This is a genomic window from bacterium, from assembly GCA_016124905.1.
Classification (GTDB): Bacteria; Pseudomonadota; Alphaproteobacteria; order Rickettsiales; family RI-342; genus RI-342.
In genome coordinates this window covers 1-19,294 of the sequence record WGMV01000030.1, presented here as the reverse complement: position 1 = coordinate 19,294, position 19,294 = coordinate 1, and the positions used below count along the sequence as shown (strand labels likewise).

The following is a 19,294-nucleotide window of genomic DNA, read 5'->3' as shown; positions in this document are numbered from 1 at the left end:
CAGCGAAGGCAAAATCCAGCAGGCTTTATTCTGCTATGGTGATTTATTATCCACAAAGCCAGCCACTAAATTCTGGCTATACGTTGTTATGATTTTCCAATAGGGCAATAGCTTTACAGAGAACTTTATTTCTAGCCATAAATTATTAGGCTGGGCTATGTTCATTTCACATCTGTGCATATACCTCTCGTCACACTCAATGCTCACGTAATCATACAAAGTGTTATTGCTTTCCAGTATATAAGTTGATTTATTCCACTTATCTTTAAAATGCTGCAATCCATATATATCATCAAATTTTCTACCAAACCGCACATCTTTGGTGATTTCTTTCATTCCATTTATTTCCTTATAATAGTAAGGATTTACATAGGTTTTTATGAGATCTGATTCTCTGATAATTATTCCTAGATATATAACATCATCCAAAATTGAGCTATTTTCCTTGGCAAGTTGAGCGGCCGGAATCATGGACGGCTTCAACACAAGACGTACATCTTCTTTCTCCAATGGAAAGGAAAGCTTCTGCTCCTTCTCATCCTGATTTAATCGAAAGAGCTCTTTAGGAATAAAAAGATCAATCGACTTCCCTCGCTTATTGCCAAACGCACCATGCCCCACCACCTCATAAAGCCTTACGGGTACTTTCGCGGGCAACGTCTCTTCCGAAGAAACAAATGTTTCCTGCCCCTTATAGAATCCATCAATCTTTGCAATCGTCCAGTCACGAACCTTTTCCCACTCGGGCAACAAATCCGGTGACACATACATGATGGCCTGAAGGCCTTTGTGATAAAGCCGGTAGATGCATTTGGTGGTGTTAGGCCGGTCGGGGCATTCTATCAGCACATCTTCATTTGCTGTGGCGCCCTGCTTGTAATAAAGATGGGTGGGGGTGGCGCGATCTTTCGACTGAAAACTCAGCAGTCCATATTGATCAATGGCAAATGGCGGGTAGCTGCTTTTTTCCCCCTGCGTCAGGTGCAGCAGCATTTTCTTTACACCATTCTCGCTGCGTTGGCTTAAATTCAACTGAATGAGGCTGTGCGTTCCTACCTTGTCTTCCTGCGCGAAAAGCAAAGGGTTGAGCAAGGCCTGCGGGTTAAACAACCACGAACGTCCAGATGGATAATGCATCATCAGTGGCACACCATCCACACGCATCCCATCACGGATGTCGCTGATAATCCGATTCGGCAGAAAAAACGGGGTGCCCGCATTCAGATAACTGCTGGGGACTTGGAGAATGATATCCTGCTTATTCCCTGCCGATGTGCCTTTGAGATGAACAGTGACGTCGTGATTAAAATGAATAAGCGCCCAAACGGCAACAATCAGGCATATACCCAAAACAACCAAACGTTTTTTCTTCACCGCATTCTCCAAGGAAGAACCACCATCATCTATTATGGTAGCAGATTTGATTGATTACTAACCATTTTAAAGCACATCACGGCACCCACGGCCTCTTCACCCGCCCATCCCGCGCATATTCCGCCACCAGCTTCCCATTCACGATGGATATCGCGAGCGGCCCCCGCTGCTGAAACACCGCATCATTCACCCGCAGCACCCTGTCACCACACTGCATATCCACCCCACTCCGCAGCAGGATAAACCTCTTCGCATCCTCCCTCGCCCAATCACACGCATCCCCCAAGGCAATCGGGTCTTTCACCTCATCCAGCTCATAGCCATCCGGCAACAGATACACGCACCCTTCACGATCACACCGCCGCAGCGGCTCAATCCGCGCCAGCACCACTTCATCCTTGCACACATCATATTTCGGTGGGGCTTTCGGCTTGCTGTCCTTGCGCGGCTTACGTGGCTTCCTCGGCTTCCCACTCTTCGTCTTTTTCTCCGGCAAAATATCCTTGAACTTCTGCGGGCACAGATACTCCCACTCCGCAATGGCAAGCCTCTCCTTCCACCGCTTCACGATGAAATTCCCCTCGCGCGTGCGCCCATCCAGCCACCAGTGCCCTTCCACATCCTGCATGGCTAAATAGGTCGGCGTCACCAGCACAACCGGTTCCGGTTTCTGCTCCGCATGCGTCGCCTGCCACGCCCCCCAGCCAACAGCAACCATCGCCATCGCCAGCCCGAACCGTGGCCGGAACATCGCCACCACCGCCCCAAGCGAAAGCACCACCACAGGCCATGCATCAATCGCCGGAATCTCCCACAACCACCCCAGCCTGCCATTGCACCACTCGGCGATATCCAGCATCCATCGCAGCCCCCACCCCATCGCCAGCAGCGGGTATTTCGCCAGCCCAAGCGGCATCAGCAGCAAAGCCAGCATCCCGAACGGCATGATCCACACACTCGCCAGCGGTACCACCGCCATGTTCGCCACCAGCCCCGTAAAACTCACCGAATGGAAATGGTACAATGTGAACGGCGCCGTCGCCAAACCCGCCGCCAGCGATGCCGCCGCAATCCCCACCACATCGCGCCCGATCTTCGCCATCACCCGTACGAGCGCTGGGATATTCCTCGCCCCCGGCTCCACCAAAACCTTCGGCTGCCAAAAGTGATACAGCACCAGCAGCGCCCACACGGCGGCGAATGACATCTGAAAACCCGCCGTCAACAACGCCGCCGGGTTGACGACAAGCAGCACCACCGCCGCCAGCGCCAGCAGCCGCATCGGGTTCACCTCCCGCCCCACCATGATGGCCACCATTACCACCGCGATCATGATCCACGATCGCACCGCCGAAACCGGCATGCCCGAAAGCAGCAGATACCCCGTCACCAGCACCAGCGACAAGAACGCCGCGACGGATTTCAACGGCCAATGCCGTGCACACCACGGAATCAACGCCAGCAACCGCCGCAGCGCTACCATCGCGATCCCCGCCACCAGCGCCATATGAAACCCCGAAATCGCAATGATATGCGCCAGCCCCGCCTGCCGCAGCGGGTCATACACCTCCCGCTTCATCGCCGAATTCTGCCCCAGCATCATCGCCTGCCCGATGCCTGCCATATCCGGCGGCAACGCCTCCGCCATCTCATCCCCCGCCGCCACGCGCAGTTTTTCAAAAAATTCGCGTATCGCGCCACCCCCCTCACCCCATCCCTCTCCCACATGGACAGAGAGAGTTCGGCCCGTATGTGTTGCACTGGTAGAAGATGAAGCAACGGTCGCTCTCTCTCCCCTTGCAGGAGAAGGCTGAGATGAGGGGGATGGTGAAAGCGAGCTGACCAGCCGCGGCTTCCCCGTAATGAACCCCGTCCCGCCGATCCCATCCAGATACAGCACCCGCGCCGGGTCATATTCCCCCGGCAGGATCGGCGCATAAAGCGGCTGCAGCTGCGCCCGCGTCTCGATCCTGTCGCCCAGCTCCACCAGCGGCATTTCCATGAAGCTGGAAAGCCTCACCTTGCGCGGCGCCTTCATGCCCGCGGGTTTCAGGATCATCACATCCTCCAGCACCACCCGCACGCCCTTCTCGCGCGGCTCCATCACCGCCACCCGTCCTTGAACGATGGCATCCTCAATCGTGTAACGAATCAGCGGCGTATAGGCCTGCTCCACCTGCCACCATGCCGCCGAAAACCCCAGTGAGGCCAGCGCCAGCATCAACCCCATCCATGCAGGCCGCTGCCGCCAGCACTCAACCGCTCCCGCCACCAGCCCCAGCAACGCCAGCACCAGCCCGCACCACACGGGCGGCGTGGCATAAGGCGCATGATACAGCATCACCCCCGCCCCCAGCGCCACCGGCCAGGCCAACAGGGGAGGATTCAGCGCAAAACGGGCACTATCCATGTAAATTCATCTTGGTGGAGGCAAGGTTATGGCGTAAGGACAAAGCAATGGATTTATATTGGATTTTATCATGACTGTCGTCACCCGTTTTGCCCCATCGCCCACCGGCTTCCTCCATATCGGCGGCGCGCGCACGGCCTTGTTCAACTGGCTCTTCGCCCGGCACAACGGCGGCAAATTCCTGCTGCGTATCGAGGATACCGACCGCGCCCGCTCCACGGATGCCGCCATCGCCGCCATCCTCGACGGCATGAAATGGCTGGAACTCGATTGGGACGGCGAGGAGACCTACCAGTTCGCCCGCGCCTCCCGCCATGCCGAAGTCGCGCATGAGATGGTGAAAAACAGCACCGCCTACCTCTGCTACACCCCGCAGGAGGAAATCAACGCCCTGCGCGAGCAGGCAATGGCCAAAGGCGAAAGCTTCCGCTTCGAAAGCCCCTGGCGCGACAGCACCAACATGACCCCCGCCAACACCCCGCCCGTGGTGCGCCTCAAAGCCCCCCGCACCGGCACCACCCATGTCAGCGATCAGGTTCAGGGCGAAATCGATTTCCCCAACAGCGACCTCGACGACATGGTGCTGCTGCGCGCCGACGGCACCCCCACCTACATGCTCGCCGTGGTGGTGGACGATCATGACATGGGCGTCACCCACATCATTCGTGGCGACGACCACCTCACCAATGCCGGCCGCCAGACGCTCATCTACAAAGCGATGGGCTGGAACGTCCCCGTCTTCGCCCACCTCCCCCTCATCCACGGGCCAGATGGTGCCAAACTCTCCAAACGCCACGGTGCTTTGGGCGTGGATGCCTACCGCGACATGGGATATTTGCCCGAAGCCATCCGCAACTACCTCCTCCGCCTTGGCTGGAGCCACGGCGACGACGAAATCATCTCCACCAAACAGGCCATCGACTGGTTCAACCTCGAGCATGTCGGCCAGTCCCCCTCGCGCATGGATTTCGTGAAGCTGGAAAACCTCAACCACCATTACCTGCAACAAGCAGATAACGCCCACCTGCTCGCCCTCATCCTGCCGATGCTCGAAAAATCCCTCGGCCATGATCTGGACGCGCCCGCCCGCCTTCGCGTGGAAAAAGGCCTCACTAGCCTGAAACCCCGCGCCAAAACCATCGTCCAACTGGCCGAAGCCGCCGCCTTCTACGCCCGCAGCAAAACCCTGCCGATGGATCCCAAAGCGCAGGAAATCCTCACCCAGCACCAGGCCAATATCGAAGCCGCCGCAAACGCCTTCGACAAACTCAGTGGCACCTGGGACGCAGCTACGTTAGAGGCCGCCGTCAAACAACTCGTGACCGACCTGAACGTCCCCTTCAAGGATGTAGGCATGCCGCTCCGCGCAGCCCTCGCAGGCACCACCAACGCCCCCGGCATCGGCGACATCATGGCCGCCCTCGGCCACGATGAAACCATGGCCCGCCTTTATGCCGCCGCAAAAATGAAAAAAGCCGCTTAGACGGCAGGCTCACGTCCCCAGTCCGTCATGTCCGGGTCCTGCAATTCCAGCAGCGCCTCAAACGCATCGCTGCCTTGCGATTCCACGAATGCCCACTCCGCGCCGGTAATCGCCACCAGCCACAAATAAAGCGCGGGCGGGTCCGCCTTCACATCCACGGCCAGTTCTTCGTCGAAATAAAGCGGCGGCGCCACATACCAGGCTTCCATCGCACCGCCGTCAAACACGGCATTGGACGCATCCAGCACAAAACCATAAGGCAATGCCTCGTCATTGCCATAAAGCAGCTTCGCCAGCCGCGCCAGTTCGGCCGCGCACGCATCGCGCTTGGCATCCGGGCAGGTGATCATCAACAGTTGCTGGCACGGCCTGCCATCGGCAAACTCCAGCTCAACGGCACTGCCTGCAAAGGCAAGCAGCGTCGTATATTCTTCAAACGGATTATGGTCATAGGCAGCCAGCCACACATCCTCACCGGCTTCCCATATGCGGTCCGGCTCCCCCAGGTAACGTTTTGCATGTGCAGGCAGCGGGGCAATGTTATTTGACGGTTCTGGCGACACGGTGGTTGCTCTCGTAAATGCTTTCCATAGCTAACATAATATCATGCGGTAACATACTATCATTTGGAGCAAGGGAATGCCTTTCGTTGATCGCCTGTATCTCCAGCTCCCGCCGCACATGGGCGGATTCGATATATTGCTGCAGCATCTCGGGCTGCATACGCCCGGATGAAGGCACAAAATAGCGCCAGGTGTTCCATTCCACATCTCCCGCCTTGCGGTCTTCGCGCACCCGTTCATGGCATGAGCCGTCCATCGCATTCGCCGCGCCTTCAGCAAGGCTGATGAAATCCTTCATGTGGTAAAGATCGGTCAGGCGTTTACGAAACTTGAAGTCGATCACCCGGCTGAGATCGTAAAACGTCATGCCCGATGTCGGAATGGTATCGACGGGGTCTTCCTCTACTTGGTCGGCGGCAGCGGCCTTCTGGTTTCGCAGCAGCACATCCGGGTGGATGCGCGTGCCCATGGCATGCCAGCTCATGCCCGCATGCACGCCATCCAGGAAAATATCCATGCCGCTGAAACTCGCGCTGTATTGCGGGTGCCCCTTATAGAACGGCCCGGCGTAAGGATCCTCCATGGCCGCGATATTGCCGACATAATCGATGTAATCGATATTCTGCGTGGCATGTTTGCCGAGCAGGCGCTTTGCCAGCGGCATCAGCAACTGCTCCTGGAATGCCGCATCCTTCAATGCATCCGGCACATGATACACGGCATGGCCGTCATACATCCAGCGATAACGGTATTCATCCTCCGGCATCGCCGCGGCACTCACCGCTTCCTTGGCAAGTGAAATAGCGGCTTTACGTTCCCTGTTATCCGCCACCGGCAGTCGCTTGCGGTAAAACTCGGGCGCATCGTCATCCGCAAGCTGTCGCAGATAATAGCCAACCAATGCCCCCATGCCGAAAATCTCGGCCTCGCCCTTGTAATAGTCCCGCAGCGATGCCCAGTCCGTATCGATATCCAACCCGTAATACTGCATGTTGGCGGCCGCGGCGTGATGGTCGAAATTCATCTCCGGCAGCCAGGGATGACCTCCGCCATTTTGCAACGGATGGATATCCTTGTACTCATCATACTCCAGCTCGCTCACATGTTTGCCGAGTTCGCGCGCTCGCTGTTTCAGCGCGCGCTCCACCACCCGCTCGGGCAGCATGTGTTTGATCTCGTCCCAGGCAGGCTGGCCCAGCGGCAAATCCTTGTGGGTAGCGAAATATTCGCGTAGCCGCACCCAGTTTTCCATGATCTGCTTATGCAGCGGATGGCTCTTATCAAACATGGCATCCGGGTAGATATAGGGTGTATTAGGATCGTAATGATTCTGCTTCAGGTCCGGCTGCGCGCTTTTCACCGCACACAGCAGAAAGCGGCTGTCCGGGTCGGCATTGGTGCGATAAAATGTCGGGTCTTCGAACGCCCTTTCCAGCACGGCCGCGCGAAAACCCTTTCGCCATGCCGGACGGCGGTGATTGTCGAACCTGATCTGCGTTTCCTCATCGCCATTGCCCGCTTTCACGCTGCTGGCGCGAGGCATCATGCGCTTGAACCCCTTATGCACGGCATAACGGGTGAGATAGAGCAGATCATCGGGGCGGATGCGGTTTTCCTTCCCCTTGGTCATCCGCCATTCCAGCAGGGCATCCACCGGGTGCAGCCCGTGCACATGGTCGCCGTTAGGGTCGGCGATGCGAATAGGGTGCATGAAATATTCGCCCCCGAAATAATGCCGCTTCTTTTTTCCGTCCCCTTCCTTGCTGAAATAATCATCCAGCTTCTCGATCGCTTTTTTGGAAAGCTTCAAATCGCCAAGTTCGGGAGAATTCGGATTATAGCCCATGATTTCTCTATTTTCCGGCCCAGTGTTTCGGGGTATATTGGTATAAACGTTAATCAGAATTATTAAAGTTAATTATTTTATGTCGATTCTTCCACTGGTTACCTACCCTGATCCCAGGCTGAAATTCATTTCCGAGCCGGTCACCACCTTTAACGATGAGCTCAAGCAATTCGTCAAAGACCTGTACGACACCATGTACAAGGAAGGCGGCATCGGCCTTGCCGCTGTGCAGGTGGGCCGCCTTCAGCGCATCCTGGTGCTGGATATCGAGCAGGATGAACGCGGCACCCCGGTGAAACCCATGGTCTTCATCAACCCTGAAATCACGTGGGAATCCGAAGCTTTCCAGACCTATAAGGAAGGCTGCCTCTCCTTCCCCGGCCAATATGCCGATGTCGATCGTCCCGATGAAATCAAACTCACCTACCAGACGGAAACCGGTGAGAAGAAGGAGATGCACGCCACCGGCCTCATGGCCATCTGCCTTCAGCATGAGCTGGACCACCTGAACGGCATCACCTTCACCGATCATTTGTCGCGAATGAAGCGTGACATGATCCACCGCAAACTGCTAAAGGAAAAACGCCTCACCGAAGTGTAGGATATGGAGCGTAGCGACTGGCCCGTCCATGCGGAGCATGGCACACCTAAAGGGCCCGCGCGCTAAGGCGCGCGTATCCTTGCCATAGGCAAGGCAACACAAAAACAAAAAATTAACAGCCTTGAGGCTGGTAATTTTAGGATTATTCTAAGCTTTAGCGGTTATCTTCAGTTTCATGAACAATATCAAGCCAATGCGCATCATCTTCATGGGCAGCCCCGCCTTTGCCTTGCCCACGCTCAAGGCGCTTCAGGGGGCCGGCCATGAGATCGTGGCCGTTTACACCCAGCCTCCCCGCCCGGCCAACCGTGGCCAGAAGGTCACCCCCTGCGCCGTGCATGAATATGCCGAAAGCCAGGGCCTGACGGTTATTACCCCCGAAAGCCTGAAAGGCGATGCCACGCAAAAAACCCTTGCCGCCTTCAAAGCCGATATCGGCGTGGTCGTGGCTTACGGCCTCATCCTGCCCAAAGCCGTGCTGGAAATGACCAAACACGGGTTCCTGAATCTTCACCCCTCCCTGCTGCCCCGCTGGCGCGGCGCCGCCCCCATCCAGCGCCCCCTGCTGGAAGGCGACGCAGAGACCGCCGCCACCATCATGCAAATGGACGAAGGCTGCGACACGGGCGACATCCTGCTCTACAAAAAAATCCCTATCAGCAATCAGGACACCACCGCCAGCCTGCAGGACACCCTCGGCGCGCTGGGGGCGGAACTGATGGTTGCCGCGCTGGTTGGCCTTCAGCACAAGCTGCTCAAGCCCATCAAGCAGGACAACAAACTGGCCACCTATGCCGCCAAGCTGGAAAAGGAAGACGGCAAAATCGAGTGGAAATCCATGCCCGCCGTGCATATCGAACGCATGGTGCGCGCCCTCAACCCCTGGCCGGGCGTCCATTTCACCTATGGCGGCGAGAACATCAAAATCCTCAAGGCCCGTGCGCTGGACACAGCCTACCGCATCAAACCCGGCGAAGCCCTGACGGACAAGGACGTCACCGGCGGAGAAACCTTCTGCATCGGCACGCGCGACGGCATGCTCTGCATCGACGAAATTCAGCGTCCCAGCCGTAAACCGACGGATGCCGAAACATTCCTGCGCAGCCTGACCATTCCCGAAGGCACGATTTTCGGCTAAACAGTTTCCACCCTCTCCCTGAACGGGAGAGAGCCGGAATGATGAGTAAACGCAGTGAACTTAGCGTTCCGGGGTGAGGGTGACAGCCTCAACCACCATGAGACAACAGCCGGACCACTCCCCCGCATGACCCGTTACAAAATCACCATTCAATATGACGGCGCCGACTTCCAGGGCTGGCAGCGCCTGCCCGGCATCCCGAGCGTGCAGGAAGCGCTGGAAAACGCCGTCTTCAAATTCTGCGGCGAGGAGACCGAAGTCTATGGTGCCGGGCGCACCGATGCAGGCGTGCACGCGCTCGGCATGGTGGCGCATGTGGATATCGACAAGGCCGTCGATCCCTTCCGCCTGATGGAAGCCGTGAATTTCCATCTCAAACCATTGCCCGTCTGCATTCTTTCCGCCGAACCCGCGCCGGATGGCTTCCATGCCCGCTTCTCCTGCATCGAGCGTGCCTATGAATACCACATCTACAACCGCCGCCCCCGCCCCGTTATCGGCGAGCGCTACTACTGGCACCTGGCAGGCCCACTGGATGCCGAAGCCATGCAGCAGGCCGCCCACCACCTTATCGGCCATCACGATTTCACCAGCTTCCGCTCCACCGAATGCACCGCCAAAAGCCCGATGAAAACACTGGACGAGCTCAGCGTGAGACAACAGGGCGACATCATCACCATCACCGCCCGCTCGCGTTCCTTCCTCCACAATCAGGTCCGCATCATGGCCGGCACACTAGCCGAGGTCGGCCTCGGCAAACGCCAGCCGTCCGACATGCCCTCCATCCTCACCGCCAAAAACCGCTCCGCCGCCGGGCAGACGGCTCCGCCGGACGGCCTGTTTTTCACCAGGGCGCGCTATGAGAAGAGTTCATGAAATTATTAAGGATCGACAATTTTTTTAAACTGTATTTTTGGTCTATCATCACAGGCCTGCTGGCCTATGGCTTACTGTACAATGAATCTAAAATAGGCTGTCTCTATTTATCTGGGCGCTTTCCAGCAAGAGGCGCAAGCGTATTATTGGCACCAATAACATGGGTAATTTTTACGAAGACAGCAAAAAAGCATACCCCTTCCATCACGGGTGAACTGCCATTTCTATTTTACCTATTGATCGCAATAGCAACCTTTGGCTGGATGGCTTGCATAGCCTTAGAAAGCCAAATTATTGTCGCCGCGTATCCTGAAACATGCAGGTATTATACTCGTAAAATACACAGTGATTAATTAGCGGCAAATGGCCACCAGCGATACGCCAACCGGCAACGGCAAATAACGCCGTATCCAAAACCGCTCACTGGCAAACAGCTTCAACAGCACCTCATTCAACCATTCCGGGGGCATCGCATCGTCGGGCGCATCCTTGCCCAGCCACTTTTTTACTAAGCGGACCCCCGCAATAAGCGGGAAAAGCATAAAATTATAATATGAAATATATTCAACAGAATACTCAGCATTTCTCATCTTGCCAGCCAGCTCTTGAAGCCGATAACGTCGTTTATGATGATGCGCCACATCATGCGCCCCCCAAAGCCACGGAAAAGCGGGCACGACCAACAGCAAATAACCATCATTTTTTAGAAGCTTGCGGATGTTATTCAAGGAATCACCATCATTATCCACATGCTCAAGAACATCAAATAAGCATATCAGATCAAATGATTTTTCAGCAAAAGCAAGCCCGTCCGGCAACCTACCATCCACAAGCTCCACTCCCGGCGCCTGAATCAACGCTCGCGCCCCATCATCCGGCTCCACGCCGGTGACATCGCCAAACTCCTGCAACATGGCCAGGTTAGCGCCCGTTCCGCATCCTATTTCGAGAATGGAAGCACCTTCTGGCAAATCAAGCCCCTGAATCAGGCTGCGCATGATGCACCTGCGCCCCTCAAACCACCAGTGATGCGCCTGCAGCTCCGCCATGCGGCGGATGGCGCTAGGCTCCATCGCCTACACCCCAGGACTGGCGGATGATGAAATTCGGCCGCCGCTTGGCTTCCATGTAAAGCCGTCCCAGATATTCACCCATAATGCCAAAGCCAAGCAATTGCAGCCCGCCCAGAAACAGCATCACCACCATCAGCGATGCATAGCCCGGCACCTCCGCCCCATGCAGCATGGTGCGCGCAATTAGCCACAGCGCATAGAGAAACGCTACAAAAGCGATCCCCCCGCCGATATAGGACCAGATGCGCAGCGGCAAGGTGCTGAAGGAGGTGATGCCATCCAGCGCCAGACGCCACAAACGGCGCAGCCTGAAGCTGCTTTTGCCCAGCGAGCGTGCCGGGCGCACATAGCTCACCCCGGTCTGCCTGAAGCCGACCCAGGCGAACAGCCCCTTCATGAACCGGTTATTCTCCGGCATGCGGTTGATCACATCCACCACCTTGCGGTCCAGCAGGCGGTAATCCCCGGTATCCGCCGGCACGTCGATCTCCGCCAGGCGATCAAAAATACGGTAGAAGCCGAATGCCGTAATGCGCTTCAGCACCCCTTCCTGACGGCGAGAACGCACGCCATACACCACCTCATAGCCCTCGCGCCATTTGGCCACAAAATCGGCGATAAGCTCCGGCGGGTCCTGCAAATCCACATCAATCGGCACCACCGCCTGCCCACGCGCCAGGTGCAAACCCGCGCTCAGCGCTTGTTCCTTGCCGAAGTTACGGCTCAAATCCACCACCTTGATGGCCGGGTTGCGGTGCCGATGGCGCAGCAATTCATTCAAGCTGTCATCCAGGCTGCCGTCATTGACGCACACAATCTCGTAGGAACGCACCTCCAGCTTGCGCAGCACCGCTTCCACCCGGTCAAAAAACACATCCAGCCCATCGCTCTCATTAAAAACGGGCACTACGATCGAAAGCTCCACATGGCTGGAAGGAAGGGGCGGCAATGCGCGTTCGGCCATGGCGACAATCATCCTGACAGGGGCAAAATAAAAGGGCTTTGCCCTTTATAAAGGCAAAGCCCGCTTATCCAAACAATTTTACTAAAATTGTTTTTATTTTTAAATTACGCAGCTTTTTTCTTGGCTTCCAAGGCTTTCTTAACGCGACGCTTCAGCTTTTTGGCTTCTTCCGTCAGCTTGTCATTGGCGGTCGTCAGCAGAAAGTTATCCAGGCCGTCATTATGCTCAACGGTGCGCAGAGCAGCCGGGGTCACGCGAATGCGAACGCTATGGCCGAGGGCTTCGCTCACCAGCGTGGCGACCTGCAGGTTCGGCAGGTAACGCCGGCGCGTTTTGTTGTTGGCGTGGGAAACATTGTTCCCGCTCATCACGGTTTTGCCGGTCAGGGTGCATTCACGGGTCATGACAAAATACTCAAAATCTGGTTAGGCCAAAACTGGTCAAGGTCGGGTTACATAGGCGTTACAGGCCCAAAGGTCAAGCAGTTTTCGCCAATTCGGCGATAGCCCTGCTATCCAGTCTCTGCACCGTCCATTCACTCATCGGTTCGGCCTTGATGCTCTCATAAAAGCGGATGGCCGGCTCATTCCAGTCCAGCACCCACCATTCCATGCGCCCGCAGCCCTGTCTCTCGGCCTCGCGGGCCAAATCCACGAACATGGCCTTGCCGATGCCCTTGCCCCGCATAGCGGGCACCACATAGACATCTTCGATATAAAGCCCATGCCTGCACAGAAAGGTCGAATAATTGAAGAAATAGAGCGCAAACCCCACTGGCTCACCGCTCCATTCCGCAATCCTGGCAAACACCTTGGGCTGCGCGCAGAACAGGTGCCCCGCCAGTTCAGCTTCATTTCCCACCACCTCATGCGCCAGCTGTTCATATTCCGCCAGCTCGCGGATGAACCGCAGGATAATGCCTTCATCGCCATCAACGGCGGGCCGTATGGTCAGCGTCATTGCCCCGCCGCCTTGCCACTGTTCTTGAGGATTTCCGCCAGCCCGGCGAATCCCTGCTCAAGGCTGAGCGGCACATCCTTGTCCTGGTTCAAAAACTGCTGGAACAGCGGGTAATAATAAATCGCCTCATCCACATTCGGGTCGCTGCCCTTGCGGTAAGCCCCCAGGCGGATCAGATCCGCCATGTCTTCGTATATCGACATCAGCTGCCGAGCTTTCTGGATCATCTGCGTCTCATGCGGCTGGTTGCAGTCCGGCATGGTACGGGATACGCTTCGCAGCACATTCACCGCCGGGAAGCGCCCCCGCTCGGCAATGGCCCGCTCCAGCACGATATGCCCGTCCAGAATACCGCGCACCGCATCCGAAATCGGCTCGTTCTGGTCGTCCCCTTCCACCAGAACGGAGAACAGTCCGGTAATCATCCCATCTCCAGTCCCCGGCCCGGCCCGCTCCAGCAGGCGCGGCAGCTCGGCAAACACGGTCGGCGTATAGCCCTTGGTCGTCGGCGGTTCCTTGGCGGAAAGACCGATCTCGCGCAGCGCCATGGCAAAGCGCGTCACGCTGTCCATCAAGCACAGCACCTGCTTGCCCTGATCGCGGAAATATTCCGCCACCGCCAATGTCAGATAGGCCGCCTGCTTACGCATCAGGGCGGATTCGTCCGACGTCGCCACAATCACCACCGATTTCTTCAGCCCTTCCTCACCCAGATATTCCTGGATGAATTCCTGCACCTCGCGCCCGCGTTCCCCGATCAGGCCGATCACGTTCACATCATGGTCCGAAAACCGCGCCAGCATGGATAGCAGCGTCGATTTCCCCACGCCCGACCCCGCAAAAATCCCCATCCTCTGCCCCCGGCAGCAGGTCAGGAACACATTCATCACCGTCACGCCCAAATCAATCCGCCGCCCCACACGCTTGCGCCGGTGCGCCGGTGGCGGCGCGGCGCGAAGTTTATACGGCACCGCCCCTTCGTTGATCGGCCCCATATCGTCAATCGGCTCGCCAAACGCGTTCAGCACGCGCCCCAGCCAGTTTTCATGCGGGTGCGCCACGCTGCTTGTCTGGTCGATCACCACCTCGCAGCCGGTGCCGATGCCCTGAATATCGGAAAAGGGCATGAGCAGATTATGCCCGTTATCCACCCCTACCACCTCGGCCATCACCTTCTCGCCGCCCCGGCCGAAAATCTTCACGCGCGAGCCAACGGCCAAAAACGGGTCCAGCCCCACGCATTCCAGCATCAACCCTTTGACGGAGCGAATCCTCCCCGCATAGCGCGCATCCGTCACGCCCTGAATATCGCTGATAAGACCGTCAATGATTTTGCTGTCGGACATGCTGCATATTGTAGCAGCTTCAGAGGATTTTTCCCTAGCAATTATTGCTGCCCTCAGCGCCCATATCCCAAGGCGGAATCAAACCCCGCCATGCCAGGCACGGCGGCACTCACCGCCTGTGCCCATGCGCGGGCGAACTCGTCAGCCGCATCAATCATCGCCTGATCCTGTGGAAACAATATATCTTTTACGCCCTCTACCCCGGCACGGTAAGCCGCCTGCAATGCGATGGAAACCACCGGCACTAGACAGGCGGCATGGGGTGCGATCACGGCCAGCACAGATGGAGCGGAATTGATCACCCCGCCCTGCGCATGAAGGGCTGAAAGGTCCATCAGGTTATGCAACTGCAGTGCCACATCCGTATGCCCGGTCATAAGGGAAAGCAGCGTGGCCCCCTCCGCCGCCGTGGATAAAAGCGGCGGCAGCACAAGCGCAATCGTTGCCCCGGAAATAAGCGTATGCGCAATCACGTGCAACTGGCCGCGCACATCATCCGGCAACATCTGCACCACGGTGCCTTCCAGAATTTCCTCGATTTTCTTCGCCAACGGATGCCCGGCCAGAATCAGCATGGTTGCCGCGGCCGCATTGATTTCCGGATGGGCGGAAAGCTGGCTCATCATCTGACCAAACGCACCTGGCTCCAGATGCAGGGCCGTGCACATATCCTGCAAGCCGAGCATCATCAGCTGCGGCACGCGTCCCTGCGCAACCGCCAGAATCGGCGGAATCACCGAAACCGCCGCCAACGGTACGGAAACAGCCATCAGAGCCTTATCCCCGAATGTTACCGGGTGCGCAGCGCCTGCGTCTGAATCATTATCCTGAATATCATCGGTCATAGGCTCTGGCTAAACAGGGTTATGCCTTGATGCAATGTGGCAAAAAGTCGCAGTCAGGCCGCTTCCCGCGCAATCCACCCGCCGCCCAGCACGCGGTCGCCGTCATACATCACGCAGGCCTGCCCGGGCGCCACGCCTTGCTGAGGTTCATCAAAACGCACCTCCACCCACCCGGCCTTGTCTGTTACCGGATGCAGGCTGGCACCAATGCCCTGATGGAGCGAGCGAATCTTGACCATCGCCTTCTCGCCCTCTTGCGGCAAGGTTCCATCACCCAGCCAGTTGACGCTGTGCACCAGCATGCTCTCGCGCCCCAGCGCGCTGCGCGGGCCGACAATCACCTGCCGCTGCTCCGGCTTGATCTTCAGCACATAAAGCGGCTCACTGTCCGAAATCCCAAGCCCCTTACGCTGCCCCACGGTAAAATTGATGATGCCGTCATGCCTGCCCAGCACCCGCCCGTCCTGATGCACGATTTCCCCCGCATCCAATGCGCCCGGCGCAAAACGCTGCACCACGCTGGCATAATCGCCGTTCGGCACGAAGCAGATATCCTGACTATCCGGCTTATCCTGCACGATCAGCCCAAGCCGCTTGGCATGTTCCCGCGTTTCCACCTTGCTCATCCCGCCCAGCGGAAAGCGGCAGAAATCCAGCTGTTCCTGCGTGGTGGCAAAGAGGAAATAGCTCTGGTCCTTCGTCTTATCCACGCCGCGATGCAACTCGCCCTTAAGCCCGCCCTTGCGCTGCACGTAATGCCCGGTCGCCATCGCATCCGCGCCCAGCTCCCGCGCCGTTTCCAGCAGGTCCTTGAACTTCACCGTCTGGTTACAGCGCACGCAGGGAATCGGCGTTTCGCCATGCAGGTAGGTATCGACGAAATCATCGATCACCGATTCCTTGAACTTGCTCTCATAATTCAGCACATAATGCGGAATGCCGAGCTTATCCGCCACCGTCCGCGCATCATAAATATCCTGCCCCGCGCAGCATGCGCCCTTCTTCCGCAGCGCCTCGCCATAATCATACAGCTGAAGCGTGATGCCGATCACCTCATAGCCCTGCTCGGCCAGCAGCCCCGCCACCACGGAACTATCCACCCCGCCCGACATGGCCACCACCACGCGCGTCTCACCCGGCGCTTTGTCAAAACCAAGACTGTTCATCGGCTTTACCTGTAATGTGGGGGGATAATATGGGACTCCGTCCCATACCCTGCCAAGGGCCTAGGCCCTTGTATCCCGATATTTTCTTATAGCCCTCGTTTATGGGGGCTATAAGAAAATAATGGGGTGCTAGGGGCCTAGGCCCCTAGCGGGGCTGGGGGCAAAGCCCCCATAACACCCCAATATGACAGTTATGCCGCATCCGTCCTGGTATTGCCAACCCGCTGTGCGAGTGCCGCCGCCATGAAGGCGTCGAGGTCGCCATCCAGCGTGGCCTGGGTGTTGGAGGTTTCGACGTCCGTGCGCAAATCCTTCACCAGCTGGTAAGGGTGCAGCACGTAAGAGCGGATCTGGTGGCCCCAGCTATTGTCCGTTTTGGTGGCATTGACGGCATTGGCCGCTTCCTCGCGCTTTTTCAGCTCCTGCTCATAGAGGCGGGCTTTGAGCATGGACATGGCCGTGGCCTTGTTTTTATGCTGCGAGCGTTCGTTCTGGCAGGCCACCACGATGTTGGTGGGGATGTGGGTGATGCGCACGGCCGAATCGGTCGTGTTCACATGCTGCCCGCCCGCGCCGGAGGAGCGGTAGGTATCGATGCGCAGATCCTTATCCAGGATTTCGATGTCGATGGATTCATCCACCTCCGGGTACACCCAGACGCTGGCAAAGCTCGTGTGGCGACGCGCGTTGGAATCAAACGGCGAGATGCGCACCAGACGATGCACGCCGGATTCCGTCTTGCCCCAGCCATAGGCATTGCGGCCGGAAAGTTTGATGACCGCGCTCTTGATGCCCGCCTGTTCGCCTTTCATCTCCTCCATCAGCTCCACCTTGAAGCCGCGCCGCTCGCCCCAGCGGATATACATGCGCTCCAGCATGGCGGCCCAGTCCTGGCTTTCGGTGCCGCCCGCGCCGGAATTGATTTCCACGAAACAGTTATTCCCGTCCGCCTCGCCGGAAAGCAGACACTCGATCTCGAGCTTCTTCACCTTCGCTTCCAGCCCGGCCAGCCCGGCCTCGCCTTCGGTGACGGAGGCCTCATCACCCGCCTCCTCACCCAGTTCGATCAGGGTGATGTTATCGTCCATCTCCTGCTGAATGGCCTTGCATTGCTGAATGTTATATTCCAGCTGCGTGCGCTCTTTCAGGATCTTCTGCGCCGCCGGGGCGTCGTTCCACAGGTTCGGGTCCTCGGCCAGCCTGTTCAGTTCCTCCAGCCGCACCAGCGCATGGTCCCAGTTAAGGAACCGCTTGATGAGCAGGAAGGCTTCCTGAATGGAATCGACAATATGTTGGGTCTCGGTGCGCATAGGCGTCGCTATGCCATAGAATCCCTATGATTGCAACTAGTACAGCCCGCCGGTTCCCATCGTGGACGGCGCTTCCGGCGGCGCATTTACGGCAGAGGGAATATCCTCCGGGTTGATCGGCGCGCTGGGACGATAGGCCGGGTCGTCCTGTGGCGGCAGATCGCCAGGAGAAATCGGCACATCCGCCGGAATCTGCCCGCGATGGGCAAAATCCAGAAACCCGCGCTGATCCGGCGAAGTACCGGGCTTAAACGCCTCGAACATGATTTTGCCCGGCGGCGTACCCGGGCTGGGATAACGGCCCGTGTCATGGTTGATCTTGATCAGGTGAATCCCCGGCGGAATACGGAACGGCTGCGGCTGAATATCCGCCTTCGCCTGCTCGAAAAAGCGAATGAAGGCAGGTAGTGCCGTGCTGCCGCCGGTTTCCTTCTCCCCCAGGCTGCGCGGCTGGTCGAAGCCGATATAGGTCCCCACCACCAGGTCGGGCGTGAAGCCCATGAACCACACATCCCGGCTGTCGTTGGTGGTGCCGGTCTTGCCGCCCACCGTCAGGCCGAGCGCCTTGGCCCGCTGCGCGGTGCCGTGCTGCACCACGCCTTCCAGGATGGACACGATCTGGTAGGAAGAGAGCGGGTCCACCACCGTCTCACGCGCATCCGGAATAATAGGCACCTCGTTGCTGAGCGGCGCCGTGGAAACACCCTCGCCTATGCCACCGGAGGCCGTTTCCTCCTTCGGTTTTTCTTCCTTCTTTTCCTCACCGGCAGGCAGGCTTTCCTGACAGCCCGGACATGCCCGCTGGTCGGAACGGAACACCAGCTTGCCGTGGCGGTCCTGAATGCGTTCCACCAATGTCGGCGTCACACGCTTGCCGCCATTCACCACAATGGAATAGGCCATCGCCATGTTGATAAGCTTGGTCTCCGCCGAGCCGAGAATGATCGAGAAATTACGTGGCGTGCGTTCGTCATAAATGCCGAGCCTGCGCCCCATTTCCAGCACGCGGTCGATGCCGAGCATCTGCGACAGGCGCACCGTCATGGCGTTGCGCGATTTCTCCACGCCAATGCGCAGCGTCGTCGGCCCCAGATAGTCGTTATGGTAGTTCTTTGGCGTCCAGAGGGGCAGGCCCGCGCCCTGATACAGGCTCACCGGCCCGTCCACGATGATGTAGGATGGCGACAGCCCGTTCTCAAGCCCGGTAAGATAGACAAACGGCTTGAAGGCCGAACCCGGCTGGCGTTTCGCCTGCGTGGCACGGTTGAAATCCCGGTTGCGGAAGCCCGTTCCGCCTACCATGGCCAGCACGCGGCCCGTATGCGGGTCCATCACCACC

At 57.7% G+C, this 19,294-nt stretch carries 18 protein-coding genes; 5 read left to right on the top strand and 13 right to left on the bottom strand.

All coding sequences use genetic code 11. From position 1 onward, the window contains the following. Positions 1 to 33: 33 nt before the first annotated feature. A complete protein-coding gene (locus tag GC177_08280; protein MBI1275954.1) occupies positions 34 to 1,374 on the bottom strand; it encodes a hypothetical protein in 1,341 nt (446 codons plus the stop codon). 76 nt (positions 1,375 to 1,450) lie between these two features. Continuing rightward, positions 1,451 to 3,784, bottom strand: coding sequence for a DUF4131 domain-containing protein (locus GC177_08275; protein MBI1275953.1), 2,334 nt, complete (start codon positions 3,782 to 3,784; stop codon positions 1,451 to 1,453). Between the two features lie 70 nt (positions 3,785 to 3,854). Here GC177_08275 and GC177_08270 point away from each other — a divergent pair, with 70 nt between their 5' ends. Then, positions 3,855 to 5,267: a glutamate--tRNA ligase gene (locus tag GC177_08270; protein MBI1275952.1), complete on the top strand. Its 1,413-nt coding sequence runs from the start codon at positions 3,855 to 3,857 to the stop codon at positions 5,265 to 5,267. Here GC177_08270 and GC177_08265 read toward each other — a convergent pair. Next, positions 5,264 to 5,830, bottom strand: a complete 567-nt coding sequence (locus GC177_08265; protein ID MBI1275951.1) for a hypothetical protein — start codon at positions 5,828 to 5,830, stop codon at positions 5,264 to 5,266. The two genes, GC177_08270 and GC177_08265, sit on opposite strands and share 4 nt — an antisense overlap. Then, on the bottom strand, positions 5,808 to 7,676 hold the full coding sequence (locus GC177_08260; protein MBI1275950.1) for a hypothetical protein: 1,869 nt from the start codon (positions 7,674 to 7,676) through the stop codon (positions 5,808 to 5,810). The genes GC177_08265 and GC177_08260 overlap by 23 nt, the downstream gene beginning before the upstream one ends. Before the next feature lie 79 nt (positions 7,677 to 7,755). Between GC177_08260 and GC177_08255 the strand changes: the two genes are divergently transcribed. From GC177_08255 to GC177_08240, 4 genes are all read left to right on the top strand, one after another. Continuing rightward, positions 7,756 to 8,277 carry a peptide deformylase gene (locus GC177_08255; GenBank protein MBI1275949.1) on the top strand — a complete coding sequence of 174 codons (522 nt, stop codon included), beginning with the start codon at positions 7,756 to 7,758 and terminating at the stop codon, positions 8,275 to 8,277. A gap of 193 nt (positions 8,278 to 8,470) precedes the next feature. Continuing rightward, positions 8,471 to 9,415 (top strand): methionyl-tRNA formyltransferase, encoded by a 945-nt coding sequence (locus GC177_08250; protein MBI1275948.1) that lies wholly within the window; start codon positions 8,471 to 8,473, stop codon positions 9,413 to 9,415. 126 nt (positions 9,416 to 9,541) lie between these two features. Next, entirely contained in the window at positions 9,542 to 10,291 is a 750-nt protein-coding gene (truA, locus tag GC177_08245; GenBank protein MBI1275947.1) for a tRNA pseudouridine(38-40) synthase TruA, read from the top strand. After that, on the top strand, positions 10,288 to 10,644 hold the full coding sequence (locus GC177_08240) for a hypothetical protein (GenBank protein MBI1275946.1): 357 nt from the start codon (positions 10,288 to 10,290) through the stop codon (positions 10,642 to 10,644). Before truA ends, GC177_08240 begins: the two co-directional genes overlap by 4 nt. Here GC177_08240 and GC177_08235 read toward each other — a convergent pair whose 3' ends face one another. The 9 genes from GC177_08235 to GC177_08195 all read right to left on the bottom strand — a co-directional run. Next, positions 10,645 to 11,364, bottom strand: a complete 720-nt coding sequence (locus GC177_08235; GenBank protein ID MBI1275945.1) for a methyltransferase domain-containing protein — start codon at positions 11,362 to 11,364, stop codon at positions 10,645 to 10,647. Continuing rightward, positions 11,354 to 12,328: a glycosyltransferase gene (locus GC177_08230; protein ID MBI1275944.1), complete on the bottom strand. Its 975-nt coding sequence runs from the start codon at positions 12,326 to 12,328 to the stop codon at positions 11,354 to 11,356. The genes GC177_08235 and GC177_08230 overlap by 11 nt, the downstream gene beginning before the upstream one ends. A 104-nt stretch (positions 12,329 to 12,432) precedes the next feature. Next, complete coding sequence (locus tag GC177_08225) at positions 12,433 to 12,732, bottom strand: 50S ribosomal protein L28 (protein ID MBI1275943.1); 300 nt, start codon at positions 12,730 to 12,732, stop codon at positions 12,433 to 12,435. A 73-nt stretch (positions 12,733 to 12,805) separates the two neighbouring features. Beyond that, on the bottom strand, positions 12,806 to 13,288 hold the full coding sequence (locus GC177_08220; GenBank protein ID MBI1275942.1) for a GNAT family N-acetyltransferase: 483 nt from the start codon (positions 13,286 to 13,288) through the stop codon (positions 12,806 to 12,808). Then, a complete protein-coding gene (gene fliI / locus GC177_08215) occupies positions 13,285 to 14,634 on the bottom strand; it encodes a flagellar protein export ATPase FliI (protein MBI1275941.1) in 1,350 nt (449 codons plus the stop codon). The genes GC177_08220 and fliI overlap by 4 nt, the downstream gene beginning before the upstream one ends. A gap of 53 nt (positions 14,635 to 14,687) precedes the next feature. Further along, positions 14,688 to 15,479: a hypothetical protein gene (locus GC177_08210; GenBank protein ID MBI1275940.1), complete on the bottom strand. Its 792-nt coding sequence runs from the start codon at positions 15,477 to 15,479 to the stop codon at positions 14,688 to 14,690. Between the two features lie 53 nt (positions 15,480 to 15,532). After that, complete coding sequence (gene mnmA, locus GC177_08205; GenBank protein MBI1275939.1) at positions 15,533 to 16,645, bottom strand: tRNA 2-thiouridine(34) synthase MnmA; 1,113 nt, start codon at positions 16,643 to 16,645, stop codon at positions 15,533 to 15,535. Positions 16,646 to 16,836: 191 nt separating this feature from the next. Continuing rightward, positions 16,837 to 17,955, bottom strand: coding sequence for a peptide chain release factor 2 (locus tag GC177_08200; protein MBI1275938.1), 1,119 nt, complete (start codon positions 17,953 to 17,955; stop codon positions 16,837 to 16,839). A 36-nt stretch (positions 17,956 to 17,991) separates the two neighbouring features. Next, on the bottom strand, positions 17,992 to 19,294 hold a 1,303-nt coding region (locus GC177_08195; protein MBI1275937.1), incomplete at its 5' end, for a penicillin-binding protein.